Genomic DNA, 14,723 nt, shown 5'->3' on the forward strand with positions numbered 1-14,723 from the left:
ACTATTTTCCCACCTTAATCATCTCATACACTTTTCCAGACTTTCTATCTTTATAAGCTCTACTATCTGTAGCGTTGTAATTAAAATCAAAGTCTTGAACAAACGTTGCTTGATAGCCCTTAAATTTTTCTGAGAGAACCGCTTCACAATCTGAACATAACAGTAAGTGGAACCTCTCATCTAGCACCACAGTCTCTTCAGAGTCAAGAATAACCACTTCCCTTTCAGCTCCCCAGAACACTTCAGGAGCGCCCATTTCAAAACTGTACAGTGGTGTGCTACTTTCGAGAACCTCATCGTTAAATACACTGTAATGATCATTAAACAGGTTGTTTTTAAGAACTGATAGACTTCCTATGGCCGTACAAATAACAGCGAGGACAATAAGCAGGAAAACATGGTATATATTTTTATGCATTAAAGCACGAATAATATATAGTGCAACTACAAGAACTACCATAAAAGCAATTACGGCAACAACATTTACAGCTATCGAGTGTGATATAGCTAGGTAAATAAATGCAATAGGAGCAGCTATAAATATTAAAAGCAATAAACCCACATTGAAATACACGGGAACAATCTCTTTTCTACTTTTCAATTCTTTAAAACGTTTTACGAGATACGTGATATAAAAACCAACATTCATGGCTAGTGGTATAAGCACAGGCATAAGGTATCGAGATTTTTTCTCTGGAATAACAGAAAGTAGTATGACAGCGATAATGGTCCACAAAAATGTAAAACGATATGCTTTTCTATTAGAAACCCTAGTCTTCAAATAAGGATACAATAGACTTATAAAGGCTGGAATTGTCCACAATCCGCTTTGTACAAAGAAGCTCCAGTAATAATAAAAAGGCCTCACATTATAACTCGTCCAGTTTCCTGTTTCTTTGGAAGCTATCGCTGCAAAAGTTTCCGGATCTATAGCACGTACATAACCGTACCAACTAAAACCTAGCAATAATCCTCCTAGCAAAACAAGTGTTAATGGCAACCACTTTCTCCTTCCAGTTTCCCTTCTATAGACTACGAGATAAGCAATCAGAAATGGCAAGAACAGTACGTATAAAGAAACAGGACCCTTACTCAATATAGAAGCTCCTAGACATATAGCAGCGATGAGCCAAGTCGATATATTCCCGCGTGATGTATCTTCACTCAATCCCTTAAAAATGCAATAAATTGCCGTGAGCATAAATGCATGTGCATATATATCCCATGGTGCTTCAAAAACTATAAGAATAACATATAATGAAGTTATACTTACCAGTGCATTAATAAGACTATTGCGTTTAGTAAGAGTCAGCTTTCGCGAAAGCGTATATATCATACTCCCCAGCAACATCACCATTAGCACTGCAGGAAAACGCATTGCCCAGACGCTATTTATACCAAAAATAGCTCCTGAAATTGCCGATAGCCAAGTGGGCAAAGGAGGTTTTTCATAACGTGGCTCACCATTCATGGTAGTGAGTATCCAGTTACCATCAGTAAGCATTTCTCGTGCTGTCACAAAGTTGCGAGCTTCCATGATGGTTACTTCTAGCACATCAAGAAAAGGCAATAATAAAACTCCAACCACGATAATGATTGTGAAAATAGGTCGCTTTTCTATGAGTGTGATCAAGCCTTTTGAGATTTATAATGAAGATAAATATTGCGTGCGTAGATAAAGGTTCCCAACCCATAAGAGAGCACCATTACATAATCTACACGGTATAAGAAATACAGCAACGAGAGTAGTCCTCCCGTAAATGAAAACAACCAGAACCCAAGAGGTAGTGTTGCTTCTTTATTCTTTTCCGCATGAAACCACTGGTATACAAAACGAAGTGTAAACAAGACTTGTGCAACGATTCCAAGGGTAAGCAGCCAAGTGCTCATTTCCTCTTTTGAGAATAATGCTGCGAGGTCAAATTTTCCATTATTCCAACCGTATGCAATAATCCCAACAGGAATGGCAATGATTAAAAACTGAGACCATTTAGGCAACAATTTCCATTGATTTTGGATTTGTAAATTTCTTATGTAAATAATATAACCCAGCACCTGACCCAGCATGAGCGGGAAGTCCGTACGGAAATATCCGTAAATAAAAAGTACAAAAGACCCAGAAAGACTAAGCCACCAGAATGTAAGAGGTGTTACTACTTTTTTCCTTTTTTCTGAAAGCAACCACTGCGATAACATACGCCCTCCAAAGAGAAGCTGCGCAAGTACGGCAAGTAGCGACAGACTATCCACGGCTTGTGCTTCCTACTTTATAGTTGATGTATTTTTTCTTCATCCAGAGATAGGCAAAGCAATCCATAAGAGGACCCACTAATCTATTCCAAACGCCAAATTTTGCCTCCCCAGCAATACGCGGGAAGTGACGCACAGGAACTTGTTTTACTTTCCCATGTTGCAACAAAATCATTGCAGGAAGAAAACGGTGCAATCCTTTAAACATAGGTATGCGCTGCGCATACTCCGTTTTTATAATTTTAAGCGGACAACCAGTGTCATCCATCCCGTCATGTGTAAAGGAACGGCGTATTCCATTTGCAATCTTTGAAGACATGTTTTTCACAAACTTATCCTTACGATCTGCACGTACACCAGTTACAAGATCATAAGGTCCTATTTCTTTAATAAGCACATTAAAATCTTCTGGAGATGTTTGTAAATCACTATCTATATAACCCACGAGTTCTGTATCTGCGTGATCAAATCCAGCTTTAATTGCGGCACTTAGTCCGCAATTTTCTGTGAATGCGATATACTCAAAGTCAGTATTTCTAGCGCAAATCTCCTTGATAATATCAAGACTGGTATCCTTAGAACCATCGTTTACAAACAGCACCTTACTCTTTGCTACAGCAGTTTTAAAATAAGCTACAAATTCAGATTCCACCCTTGCGAGGTTATCTTCTTCATTATAAACTGGGACTACGATAGTAAGACGATACTCCATAAAAACCTATCCGTTTTTGAGATTTACAACCTCTTGTTTTGTTAAGTGTCTCCAGTGACCTCTAGGTAAATCTTTCTTTGTAAGTCCCGCTATTGTAACACAATCTACACGTACCACCTCGTAGTTAAGGTGTTCAAAAATAGTACGTATCACACTGTTACCAGTATTTCTAATACGAAGACCTACTTCCTTTTTAGGCGCTCCATCTACATAGCTTATCTCATCTACGGTAATTGTTTTGCCATCGATCTTAAGACCCTCATTGATTCGCTCAATATCTGCACCTTTCAAGTTGTTAGAAAGCTCTACGTGGTATAACTTATCTACTCCTTTTTTAGAATTTGTAAATTTCTGTACAAGCTCATCATCATTAGTAAAAAGTAATAATCCCATCGCATTACGGCCTAATCTTCCTATAGGTTGAATACGAGATTTAGTAGAACCTGCTACGAGATCCATTACGGTATTTCCTTTATCATTACTTGTTGTAGTTGCAAAGCCTTTAGGCTTGTTAAGCAATACATATGCTTTTGCCTCAGGATTGATACGACGTCCATCAAAACGAACATCATCCTCTAGTTTTACTTGGTAACCCATCTCATTAACCACCTTACCATTTACGGTAACCTGACCTATAGAGATATACATATCTGCCTCACGACGAGAACATATCCCTGAGTTTGCTATATACTTATTAAGGCGCATCGTTCCATCATCCTTCTTTCTAGGCGCTTGTTTTTTTGGTGCATCAAAGGCTTTATCCTTAGGTTTTCCTACTGGTTTATTCGCTTGTTTACGCACGGGTTGTGTCCCTCTAGAACCACTCTTTTGCTTTCCGCCAGCGCCACTACGCCCAGATGGTTTTCCTTTTCCTCTATTATCTGCTCCTCTGCTCATTACATTATTGTTTAAGCTGCAAAGGTAAGATTTACTCCGTACTCTTTTACTACCTAGTGAGCATAATAATAAGTTACCCGCTTTCGCGAAAATTTGATCTCATTACAAAGAAGCTTTTATCAACTAAAACAAGCCTCACCTCCTACTCTCATTGAATTCAAAACCAAACAAACACCTGGATCAACACTGACAAATAAAACACTAAAGCTGCTTATTAAAGACCCTCGCTACGAGCTTAGACACGCTCCATTTTCAAAAAGTAGCCTACTGGCACAGAACTTGATTCCCACAACCTGTTCAACATTTTAAAACTTTATACATTATGAGAAGACGCACTACTCCCGAAGTAAATGCAGGATCCATGGCAGACATTGCCTTCCTCTTGCTTATTTTTTTCTTGGTTACCACAACTATAGAAAAAGATAAAGGCATCGCACGGCAACTCCCGCCAGCGATTCAAGACAAACCTCAAGTTCTTATTAAGAACAAGAATCTTTTTGAAATCATTGTCAACGCAGATAATATGCTGCTGGTAGAAAATGAACGTGTACCGCTTGAAGATTTAAGACAATTAACCATTGACTTTCTTGATAATGGCGGTATCCCGTTAGGTCAAGATGAATATTGTGATTATTGTAAAGGCAGCAGAGATCTACTCTCTTCAGATAATCCTCAGAAAGCTGTAATTTCTATTTCGCCAGATAGACTTACAAACTACGATACGTATATCAAGGTACAGAATGAGATTTCAAGTGCTTATGAGTTTTTGAGAAATAGAGAAGCACAACGATTATTTGCGATTGACTTTACAGCTACAGATAAGGCTATAAAGAATGGCACCTACAAAGGAGATGTGTTAAAAAGAACAGCTCAATTAAAACAAGTGCGAACTATGTTCCCAATGCTTATCTCAGAAGCAGAGACTTCAAAAGAACTGAGAATTTAAAATACATTATCAAGTAATACAAAAACGGCAGAAATCTTCAAGTAGATTCCTGCCGTTTTTAATTAATCATTAAAGGTTACCGTGCTCTGACGTTCTCTGTTAACTGTTAGCTTAGTCACATCTGGACGAGAATAATGCCCAGAAGGATCAAAATTCTGACGTTCCTCATACACTCTATTAAAATCTAAGGTGTGATATATATTACCTTCTGTTTCTATATCTGGAGGTAAGATGAATTCGCCATCCGGTCCTGCAATGCAAGAACCACCATTTGATGAACGCTCTGGGGCGCGCTTTAAAATTTCTTTAAGGTGAGGAGTATCTTCTGGAAAATCAGTAGCAATTGCCATTCTGCTAGACACAGAGATTACATAACTACGAGATTCTCTTGCGATAAAGCGTGTGATATCTTTCGTATTGTAATCACTCCCTGGCCATACGGCAATATGTAAATTTTCACCTTGCGCATACATAGCAGCTCGTGGTAATGGCATCCAGTTCTCCCAGCAGTTAAGACCGCCCACTGTAAATTGTTTAAGAGGATGCACTTTTAGACCGTGACCATCTCCTGGCGCCCAAGTTAATCGCTCATCATAGGTAGGTTGTAATTTGCGGTGAACAGATTGTATTTCTCCATTTTGATTGATATACACTAAGGAGCAATATAAACTTGCTCCTCCTCGATCCATTGGTTTTTCAATGATTCCAAGATATATTGCAATATTGTAATATTTCGATAATGCACATATTTCATCTAGATCACCACGCTCTACATCTACAGCATTTCTCGCGTAGTGCGCATGTAATTCCTTCACCACTTTTGTATCCCATGCCGCACCATCTGTGAGCGATAACCAATATGGATACCCAGGCAACAACCCTTCTCCAAAAACAATGAGTTCTGCCTCATTTTCGGCAGCTTCTTGAATGGCGATTTTTATTTTTTTAATCGTCTCTTCCCTATTTCCCCAGACTGGAGCGATTTGAGCAAGAGCAACTTTTAAATGATTAGACTGTGACATAGGTATAGTTTATAAAAGTGATAATGTTAAAAGTACTAAATAGTAGTCGGCTTCATAGGGTTACGCTTTCGCGAAAGCGTACTTATTTCTTTCAATACCATTCACAAAATTTGTGTTACAATCCACATATTAGGAATTATTCCATAATTTTGTTTTAAATCCTATTGCTATGAATTTTGAACGTATTAAAGAAAAGCTCAACATCCTCGCAGATGCTGCAAAATATGATGTCTCTTGCTCTTCTAGCGGAAGTAAGCGTGCAAATAAAAATAAAGGATTAGGAGATTCTAGTGGGATGGGAATCTGCCACACCTATACAGAAGATGGACGATGTGTATCATTATTGAAAATCTTACTTACTAATCATTGCATTTTTGACTGTGCCTATTGCGTGACTCGTAAAAGTAATGATGTAAAACGAGCCGCTTTTAAAGTACAAGAGGTGGTGGATCTTACGATCAATTTCTACCGTAGAAATTATATTGAGGGCCTATTTTTAAGTAGTGGTATTTTTAAAAATGCCGACTATACCATGGAGCGCCTTGTTCTTGTTGCCAAGAAACTACGCCTTGAAGAAAATTTTAATGGGTATATCCATCTCAAATCTATTCCTGGAGCGAGCGACGAATTAATGAGAGAAGCAGGACTTTATGCCGACAGACTTTCTGTGAATATTGAAATACCCACGGAGCAAGGTCTTAAACTACTTGCTCCAGATAAAAAACGCGAAGACTTTATCAAACCTATGCGCAAAGTAAAGAATGAGATCATTCAATACAAAAGCGAGAAGAAGCTTATAAAAAGCACTCCTATATATGCACCTGCTGGGCAAAGTACACAAATGATCATAGGCGCCACGGGTGAGACAGATGCTCAGATTATGTACACAAGTGCATACTTTTATAAAGAATTCCAAATGAAAAGGGTGTACTACTCTGGATACATCCCTATAAGTCATGACGAGCGATTGCCTTCTATAGGTACAGATGTGCCTATGTTACGAGAAAATAGGTTGTATCAAACAGACTGGTTATTGCGTTTTTATGGATTTAGCATACAAGAGTTGCTCAACAAAGAGCATCCTAATCTTGAAACAGATATCGACCCAAAATTAAGTTGGGCACTACGCAACTTACAGCACTTCCCTGTAGATGTAAATCATGCAGACCGCAGATTACTTGCTCGTATTCCTGGTGTAGGAATGCGCTCTGTAGATAAAATTATCAATGCACGTAGATATAGAAAACTAAGCTGGGAGCATCTCAAAGCCATAGGCATCTCAATGAATCGTGCTCAGTATTTTCTCGTTTGCGCTTCTTCACAATTTGAAACAAAAGACCGCACCGCTGCACAACTTAAAAGCTTAATCATGGGAACCTCTTCTAGTAAATGGCGAGGTGCTTACAACAGCCAGCTTAACCTTTTTGAATCTAACGCAAATGTAACTGTGTCGTAAGATGGGAATGATAGATCAATACATCTATGATGGAACTTTCGAAGGTTTTCTCACTTCAGTATTTGAGGTTTATGACCGTAAACCTACACGAGTAAAAATTGTAAGCGAGCGACTAGTCACCGTAAATTTCTTTGATGAGGAGCATACAATATATACAGATCAAGCCAAATCTGATCGTGTATGGAAAGGTATTGAAGATAAAATAGGAAAGAAAGCTGGTAATCTCATCTACAAAGCATTTTTAAGTGAGCAATCAGATAGAGAGCAAGTCCTCTTACGAATAATCAAAAAAGGATTTAAAGGTGAAAATGTCACTGATAATTTTGCAGATATCGATGTGTTGAGACTCACCAATTTGGTTAAAATTGTAGGGCGTGAAAAACATAGAATGGATGCCTTTATCAGGTTTAGACTTACTAAGGACAATGTATATTTTGCAGAGGTCGAACCAGATTTTGACACCTTACCTCTTAATGCCATTCACTTTAAAAATAGATATTCAGATCAAAAATGGCTCATCTATGATCGTTGCAGGAATTATGGGATTTTCTATGACCTAAAGACTGTCAACTATGTACAGCTTGAAATCTCAAATGATATTAATAGTAGCCTAGCTGCGCCATTTTACTTCACGCATGATGAAATGCATTATCAAGACTTATGGAAAAACTATTTTAAAAGTACCAATATACCTTCCCGTAAAAATATGAGACTACACTTACAGCATGTACCCAAGAGATACTGGAAGTATTTAAGTGAGAAACAGCCGTAAATTGGGTCATTATGCTTTCGCGAAAGCGTAACTAAGACTTATAAAAAAATAAAAGTGTTCCTAATTAAGATTGCGCTTATCTACAAAAAAGCGCTTCATGATACTTTCACACTCTTGTGCGAGCACTCCGCTTTCTACCTTTGTCTTAGGATGCAAGGTGGTACCCATCACATCATAACCACGCCTCAAATCTTTTGCACCATAAACGATTCTACCTATTTGACTCCAATAGAGAGCACCAGCACACATCTGACAAGGTTCTAAAGTAACATACAACGTACATTGCTGAAGGTATTTACCACCTATAAAACTAGAAGCACTTGTAATCGCCTGCATCTCTGCATGTGCGGTTACATCTGTTAAACGCTCTGTAAGATTGTGTGCTCTGGCAATAATCATATTATCAATTACGACTACGGCACCAACAGGAATTTCACCTTGATCAAAAGCAGCTTGCGCTTCTTGCAAAGCCTTCTTCATAAAGTAAGCATCATCATAAGGTTCTAGCATGTATCCTGTTTTTAATGATATAAAAATACATATTCAAGATGTACCTTTGTAACATGCCAGAGAGTATTCTTGATACTATAAAATCACCAAGCGATTTGCGCCTATTGACGCAAGAGCAACTATCCCAACTTGCGGTAGAGCTTCGTCGTTTTATTATTGATATTATTGCAACTAAGGAAGGACATCTAGGCGCTAGTTTAGGAGTTGTTGAAATTACAATTGCCCTACACTATATATTTAACACCCCAGAAGATAATCTTATCTGGGACGTGGGTCACCAGGCTTATGGACATAAAATATTAACGGGACGTAGAGATATTTTCCATACTAACAGGCAAAAGGGTGGTATAAGTGGTTTTCCTAATCGTATGGAGAGTGTATATGACACCTTTGGAACTGGCCACAGCAGCACCTCTATATCTGCAGCTTTAGGCATGGCGATGGCTGCAACATTAAAAGGTCAAAAAGATAGACATCACATCGCCGTAATAGGTGATGCCTCCATAGCCAGCGGGATGGCTTTTGAAGGATTAAATCACGCGGGAGTAACTAACGCAAATTTACTTGTTATCCTTAACGACAATGCTATAGGTATTGACCCTAGCGTAGGAGCTCTAAAAAAATATCTAACTAACGTAAAAAAAGGCACTGCTAGGGAAGACAACATCTTTGAAGCGCTTAATTTTAAATATTTTGGCCCAGTAGACGGTCACGATTTACCTAAACTACTAGGGACCTTAGAAGCTCTCAAAAAAGTAGAAGGTCCAAAATTCTTACATGTAATTACCACAAAAGGAAAGGGACTAGCCCTCGCCGAACAAGAACAGATCACCTATCATGCCCCTGGTAAATTTGATGCAATTACTGGCATTAGAATTACAAAAGCAGTTGTTCCAGAGCCTCCAAAATATCAAGATGTTTTTGGGCATACCATTGTGGAGCTCGCAACACTTAACAAAAAAATTATAGGTATTACACCTGCCATGCCTACAGGCAGCTCTCTTAAATATATGATTGCCGCTTTTCCAGATCGTGCCTTTGACGTAGGCATCGCAGAGCAGCATGCTGTAACGCTTTCAGCAGGAATGGCAACAGAGGGAATGGTAGTTTTTTGTAACATCTATTCCACCTTTTTACAGCGAGCATATGATCAAGTAATTCATGATGTGGCGCTACAAAATTTACCCGTTATTTTTTGTTTAGATCGCGCTGGTCTTGTGGGTCAAGATGGAGGCACACACCAAGGCGTTTATGACCTGGCGTACCTTAATTGCATCCCTAACCTTATTATTTACGCACCTAGTGATGAGATTGCATTACGTAATATACTATATACTGCACAACTTGGATTAAAACATCCTATTGCCATAAGGTACCCACGAGGTCGAGGTATTCATATAGACTGGCAGCTTCCTTTTGAAAAAACACACATAGGCAAAGGACGTTGTATTCAGGGAGGTAAGGATGTTGCCATTATAAGTATAGGAAGCATTTTAAAGAATGTTATAGCAGCAGTAGAGAAGTCAGAACAAGCATTTGGGGTTTACGACATCGGTTTTTTAAAACCTATAGACACCGACCTATTAGACGAGGTTTTTAAAACCTATAAACATATAATTACTGTGGAAGATGGCTCAAGAATAGGTGGACTGGGAAGTGTTGTGGGTGATTACGCTTTCGCGAAAGCGTATAAAGGCAAACTCATCATACTAGGAGTACCAGACACGTTTATAGAACATGCCACGGTTGATGAGCAATATGAAGAAGCTGGAATATCTGTAAACGAAATTACAAGACTTCTTAAAAATCTTACATAAAAAAATCGGCAGACTTATGAGTCTGCCGATTTGTTATTTGATTCAATATCTAATATTACTCGATAATAATCTTGATAGTTTCAGTAGTATTAGTACTCTGAACTTGTAGTAAATAAATACCTGTTGCAAGCCCTTCTGCTTGTAATCTTACAGTACCTTCAAGCACAGCATCTTTAGTATATACCACACGTCCGTTTATGTCAATAATTTTCACAGTCCCTCCACCTTGAGGTGTATTTACTGCGATATTGATATTACCGTTACTTGGATTAGGAAACACACTGAATGCTCCAACTGCTGCAACTCTATCTACAGATAGAGGTCCTAAGCAAGGATTAAGGTTATCTGGTGGTAAATCTGTAGCAGAAGTTCCGTCTTCTCTTTCTCTCCAATCACCTTGATCTGCAGAAAAACCTAAACCTCTATTTGCAAATGCATTCCAAATAATACATCCAGCAGTAGCTTTTGTATCCTCATCTGTAAAGTATGGACTCATTTCTACGGCTGCTAGTATCGCATCTCTACCATCTACAAATCCTGGATTACACGGCTGTAGTTTAAGTCCGTCCATTACTAATTGAAGAGCAATATTATTTCCACCTGTTCCATTATATATATCTTCATCAAAACCAAACTCATCAATGAATCCCCATGTCATGTCCCAGATCATGGTTGCCCATACATAACCTACTGGATGCGGTGCAGTGGTATTTTCGAATACCGCAACAGAATCATATGATGAATCATTAATAGCTAGATCTGTACTATAAGGAGTAGGGCGTATACCGCCACCATCTGTAGGCTGCCCTATTGCATAAGTTCCAATACCTCTTACATCTGCACCAGTGTCTCCTTCCTTCATAGTAACCATAAGCCCGAAATAATCTGACCACCCCTCACTCATTACTTCTGTAGCAAATCCAGGAATACAACCATCAACATCAAACTGCACACAAGTTCTCATACAGTTAGAATTGTTTGCACCTCCTGTTAACCTATTTGACACACCATGCCCATATTCATGAGCTACAATACCGTTATCTAGGTTACCGTCAACTTGAAATGGACCTTCATTAAGTAAGGATCCATTAATAATGTCTCCGTTTTGTAATGCTGTAATTAAAGCTTCTCCATCTTCTTGAGAAACCATAACACTCGCGATAGTTACCTGGTCACCTACTGCTCCAGGAGCCATAGCTATTGGCGCATCGGCATTGTTATTTATAACAATAACAGCAATGGCCCCTGCTTGCTCTGCAGCTAGAACCTTAACACCAAACTCACATGTACCTCTTCTCAAAAGTGCAATCTTACCAACTACATCTGCTGCATTTGTAACAGTGTCACAAGCGTCGATTTCATCTGTTGAATCTCCGGCGTTATCATCTAATAATATAGCTAGTTCTCCAACTAATGCAGTTTGTTCTGGTAATGGTGCTCCAAATCCAGCAGGTATACCTATATAAGAACCTGCCAGAGATCCATCAAGAATTGTAATCGCTTCTCCTGGAGGTCCACTTGCTGACCACAAAAACATTTGCATTCTTGGATTAATTCCATCTGGTGGTGTAGCAAAGTTTGCGTTATTAAGTCCTGATCCATCTTGCGAATCTGCAATTACAAAATCGTTGCCATTTCCTAGATTAGAATAATTTGTCTGTTGAAAATTCCCACTCTCTTCATCAAATCCGTAAAGAAATAAAACATCATGCATGATGTTGTTCCAATAAAATAAATTTGTAGTAGATGCTTCCAGCATATTTACTGGATTTGTATCAAACGCATAAGGAAAGTCAAAACTAAGTGCAGCTCCTCCATCTGGTGAAGCTCCCCCTGTATCTTCGTTATCTCCTAATATATCATCCCACGCTAGTACATTATTTCCTCTAGTTATAGTAAACTCTGCTCCTGCTACGCCGTCTGTATCATGCCACCCAAAAGGAGAAGCCTCTAGGTTCTGAGGATCAACTATTAATGAAGCATTACCATGATTAGGACTCTCTACAGGAAGTGCGTATACATTGTATTGCTCCCCAGCAAATGCTGCTGCTGTAGCTTGTTCATTCTTAAAAAGAGAAAAGTCTTTTTTAGTTGCCTTTTTAATATTGTTTGCCGATTGATGATTATGCGTACTAAATGAACAAGAAACTACCCAATCATTTTGATTGATAATTTCTCCTGTTTGAGCATCTATACGTACACTCCACCAATGCTTACCATCAAGAGTATGAATATTAAGATCCCACGCAATTTTTAACTCTTCACCTACTGGCACATAAACCAATTCTACTGGAACATCTTCTAAAGAAACACCACCGTTAGTAAGAAGAAATTCTTTAGTCGTTACTGTCTCTATTAAAGAAAAGCTTCCTGTACCCAGACCTAACTCAGCTGCTGCTGCGGTTGCTGCTTGTAGAGGGTTTAATTGTGGCGTTATTGCATTTACACGAGCAGACACATTTGCTTCAAGAGTGTTTGAAAAATAAACTAACTCTTGACCTTTAAATGCTCCGTTTGCAGTTGCATTAAATATCGAAATGTCATTATACTTCTGTCCTGCATACACATGCATTACATCAGTTTTTTGAGTTCTACTCTTACTATAAATATACAGTTCATTTATATCTTGAGACCCAATTCCTAATTGGCTCCTCTGTGAGGTAATTTCCTGCTTGAGCAGTGATAAATAATCCTGTGCCTGAACACCCATCGAGGTGACAAACAACAAAATCATTAAAATCTTAACGTAATTTTTTTTCATAGAACTATAGGATTTAATTTAAATTATGCAATAAAATTAAACGAAAGCCACTAACCCCACAATGAATGTACGTTCATTAACATAATTGTTTACCCATTTATATTCATTCCTTGAAGCTGTTGAAATATTTTAACAGACTTACTATCTGTCATCACAGACACTTGATTACAAATCTCAAGGAGTTCTTGATACAAAGTATAATCACCGTCTGATCTTGTATTAAATAATTTTAGAACTAGCTTATCGTAATGTGTAGGCGTTGTTGTTATTGCATTGCACCTTGCAGACAATAAAGTGTTTAAAATTTCATAACCCGCTATTTCTTTTGAAATCACCTCGTCACTGTCATAAATATTTGAAACACTTATTTTAAGAACATCATTGATTTGCGCTTCATATTTAGATTTATCTAGCAATGCCTTATCAAAGACTCCCCCGAGAATAGCCTCTTCATTTTTCATAAAAATAGAAACAGCCTCGTCTATGAGCGTTCCTATTGCGAGTGCTCTTAGATAACCCACTCTTGCCGCCTTATCTGTAAGTGTAGAATATTTAGATCTATTTATATGTGGAACGAGTTTTATAAGATATTCTAAAGCATATTCTTCTGGAATGAGCCCTAAGTTGATACCATCTTCAAAGTCTATAATAGTATAGCAAATATCATCTGCTGCTTCAACTAAGAAAGTAAGTGGATGTCTCGCGTAACTTATATCCTTACCTGACCTAGTCTGGATAAGACCTAATTCTTCGGCTACATCTTGAAAAGAGGCTTTATCATCTTGAAAGAAACCATATTTCTTATCTGCTATATGTTTTGTAGGCTTATGTGGGAGCGATTCTTTTGGGTACTTCATAAATGTACCTAGGGTTGCATACGAAAGTCTTAGACCACCATCTGCACCAGGACGGGACTCCGTGAGTATTTTAAACCCGTTTGCATTTCCTTCAAAAGTGCATAGATCTTGATATTCTTTATCTGTGAGCTCTGCTTCAAATCGCTTACCTCCACCATTTTTGAAATAATCACCTATAGATTTTTCTCCAGAATGACCAAAAGGAGGATTCCCAATGTCGTGTGCCAATGCAGCAGCAGCTACAATTGCCCCAAAATCATTCATCTTATAGCCATGTACCTCAGAAAGATGAGGATATTTTTCTAGAATTTGTTTCCCTACTTGCCTACCTAATGACCTTCCCACAACAGCGACCTCTAGACTATGCGTTAATCGTGTATGAACAAAATCTGTTTTAGACAAAGGGATTACCTGCGTCTTATCTTGTAGGCTTCTAAAAGCCGACGAAAAGATTATACGATCGTAATCTACTTCAAAGCCTAAACGGGTTTCATCTTGCTCTGCTCGTAATCTCTTATTTGTATCTCCTTGCCTCTTAAGTGAAAGCAGTCGTTCCCATTGCATCATTTTTTCAATCCTTTGTTAGCAAGGGGAAAGATAGTCTTTTTCTACTTTTTTTTGATTGATTTACGCTTTCGCGAAAGCGTAAAAAACATGACACCTAAAGAATTGTATAACAGTCTTAACGTTGAGATAACACTAAAATTACAAGAAGCTAATGCA

12 protein-coding genes are annotated in these 14,723 nt (G+C 38.3%); 4 read left to right on the top strand and 8 right to left on the bottom strand.

All coding sequences use genetic code 11. The features are described 5' to 3' along the window. Position 1 precedes the first annotated feature (1 nt). The 4 genes from DCS32_RS04285 to DCS32_RS04300 are packed head-to-tail and all read right to left on the bottom strand — an operon-like array spanning position 2 to position 3,859. Positions 2 to 1,633, bottom strand: a complete 1,632-nt coding sequence (locus tag DCS32_RS04285) for an ArnT family glycosyltransferase (RefSeq protein ID WP_108877145.1) — start codon at positions 1,631 to 1,633, stop codon at positions 2 to 4. Further along, positions 1,630 to 2,250 (bottom strand): lipid-A-disaccharide synthase N-terminal domain-containing protein, encoded by a 621-nt coding sequence (locus DCS32_RS04290; protein ID WP_108877146.1) that lies wholly within the window; start codon positions 2,248 to 2,250, stop codon positions 1,630 to 1,632. The genes DCS32_RS04285 and DCS32_RS04290 overlap by 4 nt, the downstream gene beginning before the upstream one ends. Continuing rightward, positions 2,243 to 2,962, bottom strand: coding sequence for a glycosyltransferase family 2 protein (locus DCS32_RS04295; RefSeq protein ID WP_108877147.1), 720 nt, complete (start codon positions 2,960 to 2,962; stop codon positions 2,243 to 2,245). The genes DCS32_RS04290 and DCS32_RS04295 overlap by 8 nt, the downstream gene beginning before the upstream one ends. A 6-nt stretch (positions 2,963 to 2,968) precedes the next feature. After that, a complete protein-coding gene (locus DCS32_RS04300) occupies positions 2,969 to 3,859 on the bottom strand; it encodes a pseudouridine synthase (RefSeq protein ID WP_108877148.1) in 891 nt (296 codons plus the stop codon). Positions 3,860 to 4,181: 322 nt separating this feature from the next. Here DCS32_RS04300 and DCS32_RS04305 point away from each other — a divergent pair, with 322 nt between their 5' ends. Continuing rightward, complete coding sequence (locus DCS32_RS04305; RefSeq protein ID WP_108877149.1) at positions 4,182 to 4,805, top strand: ExbD/TolR family protein; 624 nt, start codon at positions 4,182 to 4,184, stop codon at positions 4,803 to 4,805. 62 nt (positions 4,806 to 4,867) lie between these two features. Here the strand turns inward: DCS32_RS04305 and DCS32_RS04310 are convergent, their stop codons facing one another. Further along, positions 4,868 to 5,827, bottom strand: coding sequence for a carbon-nitrogen hydrolase family protein (locus tag DCS32_RS04310; RefSeq protein WP_108877150.1), 960 nt, complete (start codon positions 5,825 to 5,827; stop codon positions 4,868 to 4,870). A gap of 169 nt (positions 5,828 to 5,996) precedes the next feature. Between DCS32_RS04310 and DCS32_RS04315 the strand changes: the two genes are divergently transcribed. Continuing rightward, positions 5,997 to 7,283, top strand: coding sequence for a putative DNA modification/repair radical SAM protein (locus DCS32_RS04315; RefSeq protein ID WP_108877151.1), 1,287 nt, complete (start codon positions 5,997 to 5,999; stop codon positions 7,281 to 7,283). A 7-nt stretch (positions 7,284 to 7,290) separates the two neighbouring features. After that, a complete protein-coding gene (locus DCS32_RS04320) occupies positions 7,291 to 8,055 on the top strand; it encodes a TIGR03915 family putative DNA repair protein (RefSeq protein WP_317047389.1) in 765 nt (254 codons plus the stop codon). A 60-nt stretch (positions 8,056 to 8,115) separates the two neighbouring features. Here the strand turns inward: DCS32_RS04320 and DCS32_RS04325 are convergent, their stop codons facing one another. After that, positions 8,116 to 8,565 (bottom strand): nucleoside deaminase, encoded by a 450-nt coding sequence (locus DCS32_RS04325; protein ID WP_108877153.1) that lies wholly within the window; start codon positions 8,563 to 8,565, stop codon positions 8,116 to 8,118. Between the two features lie 38 nt (positions 8,566 to 8,603). Between DCS32_RS04325 and DCS32_RS04330 the strand changes: the two genes are divergently transcribed. Then, entirely contained in the window at positions 8,604 to 10,382 is a 1,779-nt protein-coding gene (locus DCS32_RS04330) for a 1-deoxy-D-xylulose-5-phosphate synthase (RefSeq protein ID WP_108877154.1), read from the top strand. A 55-nt stretch (positions 10,383 to 10,437) separates the two neighbouring features. Here DCS32_RS04330 and DCS32_RS04335 read toward each other — a convergent pair whose 3' ends face one another. After that, positions 10,438 to 13,143, bottom strand: a complete 2,706-nt coding sequence (locus DCS32_RS04335; protein ID WP_108877155.1) for a T9SS-dependent M36 family metallopeptidase — start codon at positions 13,141 to 13,143, stop codon at positions 10,438 to 10,440. 89 nt (positions 13,144 to 13,232) lie between these two features. Continuing rightward, complete coding sequence (gene dgt / locus DCS32_RS04340) at positions 13,233 to 14,564, bottom strand: dGTP triphosphohydrolase (RefSeq protein ID WP_108879234.1); 1,332 nt, start codon at positions 14,562 to 14,564, stop codon at positions 13,233 to 13,235. Positions 14,565 to 14,723 lie beyond the last annotated feature (159 nt).

The organism is Dokdonia sp. Dokd-P16 (assembly GCF_003095655.1).
Classification (GTDB): Bacteria; Bacteroidota; Bacteroidia; order Flavobacteriales; family Flavobacteriaceae; genus Dokdonia.

Coding starts and splice junctions, on each gene's coding strand:
- dgt (WP_108879234.1), bottom strand. CDS start 14,564: ATGCAATGGGAACGACTGCTTTCACTTAAGAGGCAAGGAGATACAAAT.
- DCS32_RS04315 (WP_108877151.1), top strand. CDS start 5,997: ATGAATTTTGAACGTATTAAAGAAAAGCTCAACATCCTCGCAGATGCT.
- DCS32_RS04310 (WP_108877150.1), bottom strand. CDS start 5,827: ATGTCACAGTCTAATCATTTAAAAGTTGCTCTTGCTCAAATCGCTCCA.
- DCS32_RS04335 (WP_108877155.1), bottom strand. CDS start 13,143: ATGAAAAAAAATTACGTTAAGATTTTAATGATTTTGTTGTTTGTCACC.
- DCS32_RS04325 (WP_108877153.1), bottom strand. CDS start 8,565: ATGCTAGAACCTTATGATGATGCTTACTTTATGAAGAAGGCTTTGCAA.
- DCS32_RS04300 (WP_108877148.1), bottom strand. CDS start 3,859: ATGAGCAGAGGAGCAGATAATAGAGGAAAAGGAAAACCATCTGGGCGT.
- DCS32_RS04295 (WP_108877147.1), bottom strand. CDS start 2,962: ATGGAGTATCGTCTTACTATCGTAGTCCCAGTTTATAATGAAGAAGAT.
- DCS32_RS04305 (WP_108877149.1), top strand. CDS start 4,182: ATGAGAAGACGCACTACTCCCGAAGTAAATGCAGGATCCATGGCAGAC.
- DCS32_RS04320 (WP_317047389.1), top strand. CDS start 7,291: ATGATAGATCAATACATCTATGATGGAACTTTCGAAGGTTTTCTCACT.
- DCS32_RS04330 (WP_108877154.1), top strand. CDS start 8,604: ATGTACCTTTGTAACATGCCAGAGAGTATTCTTGATACTATAAAATCA.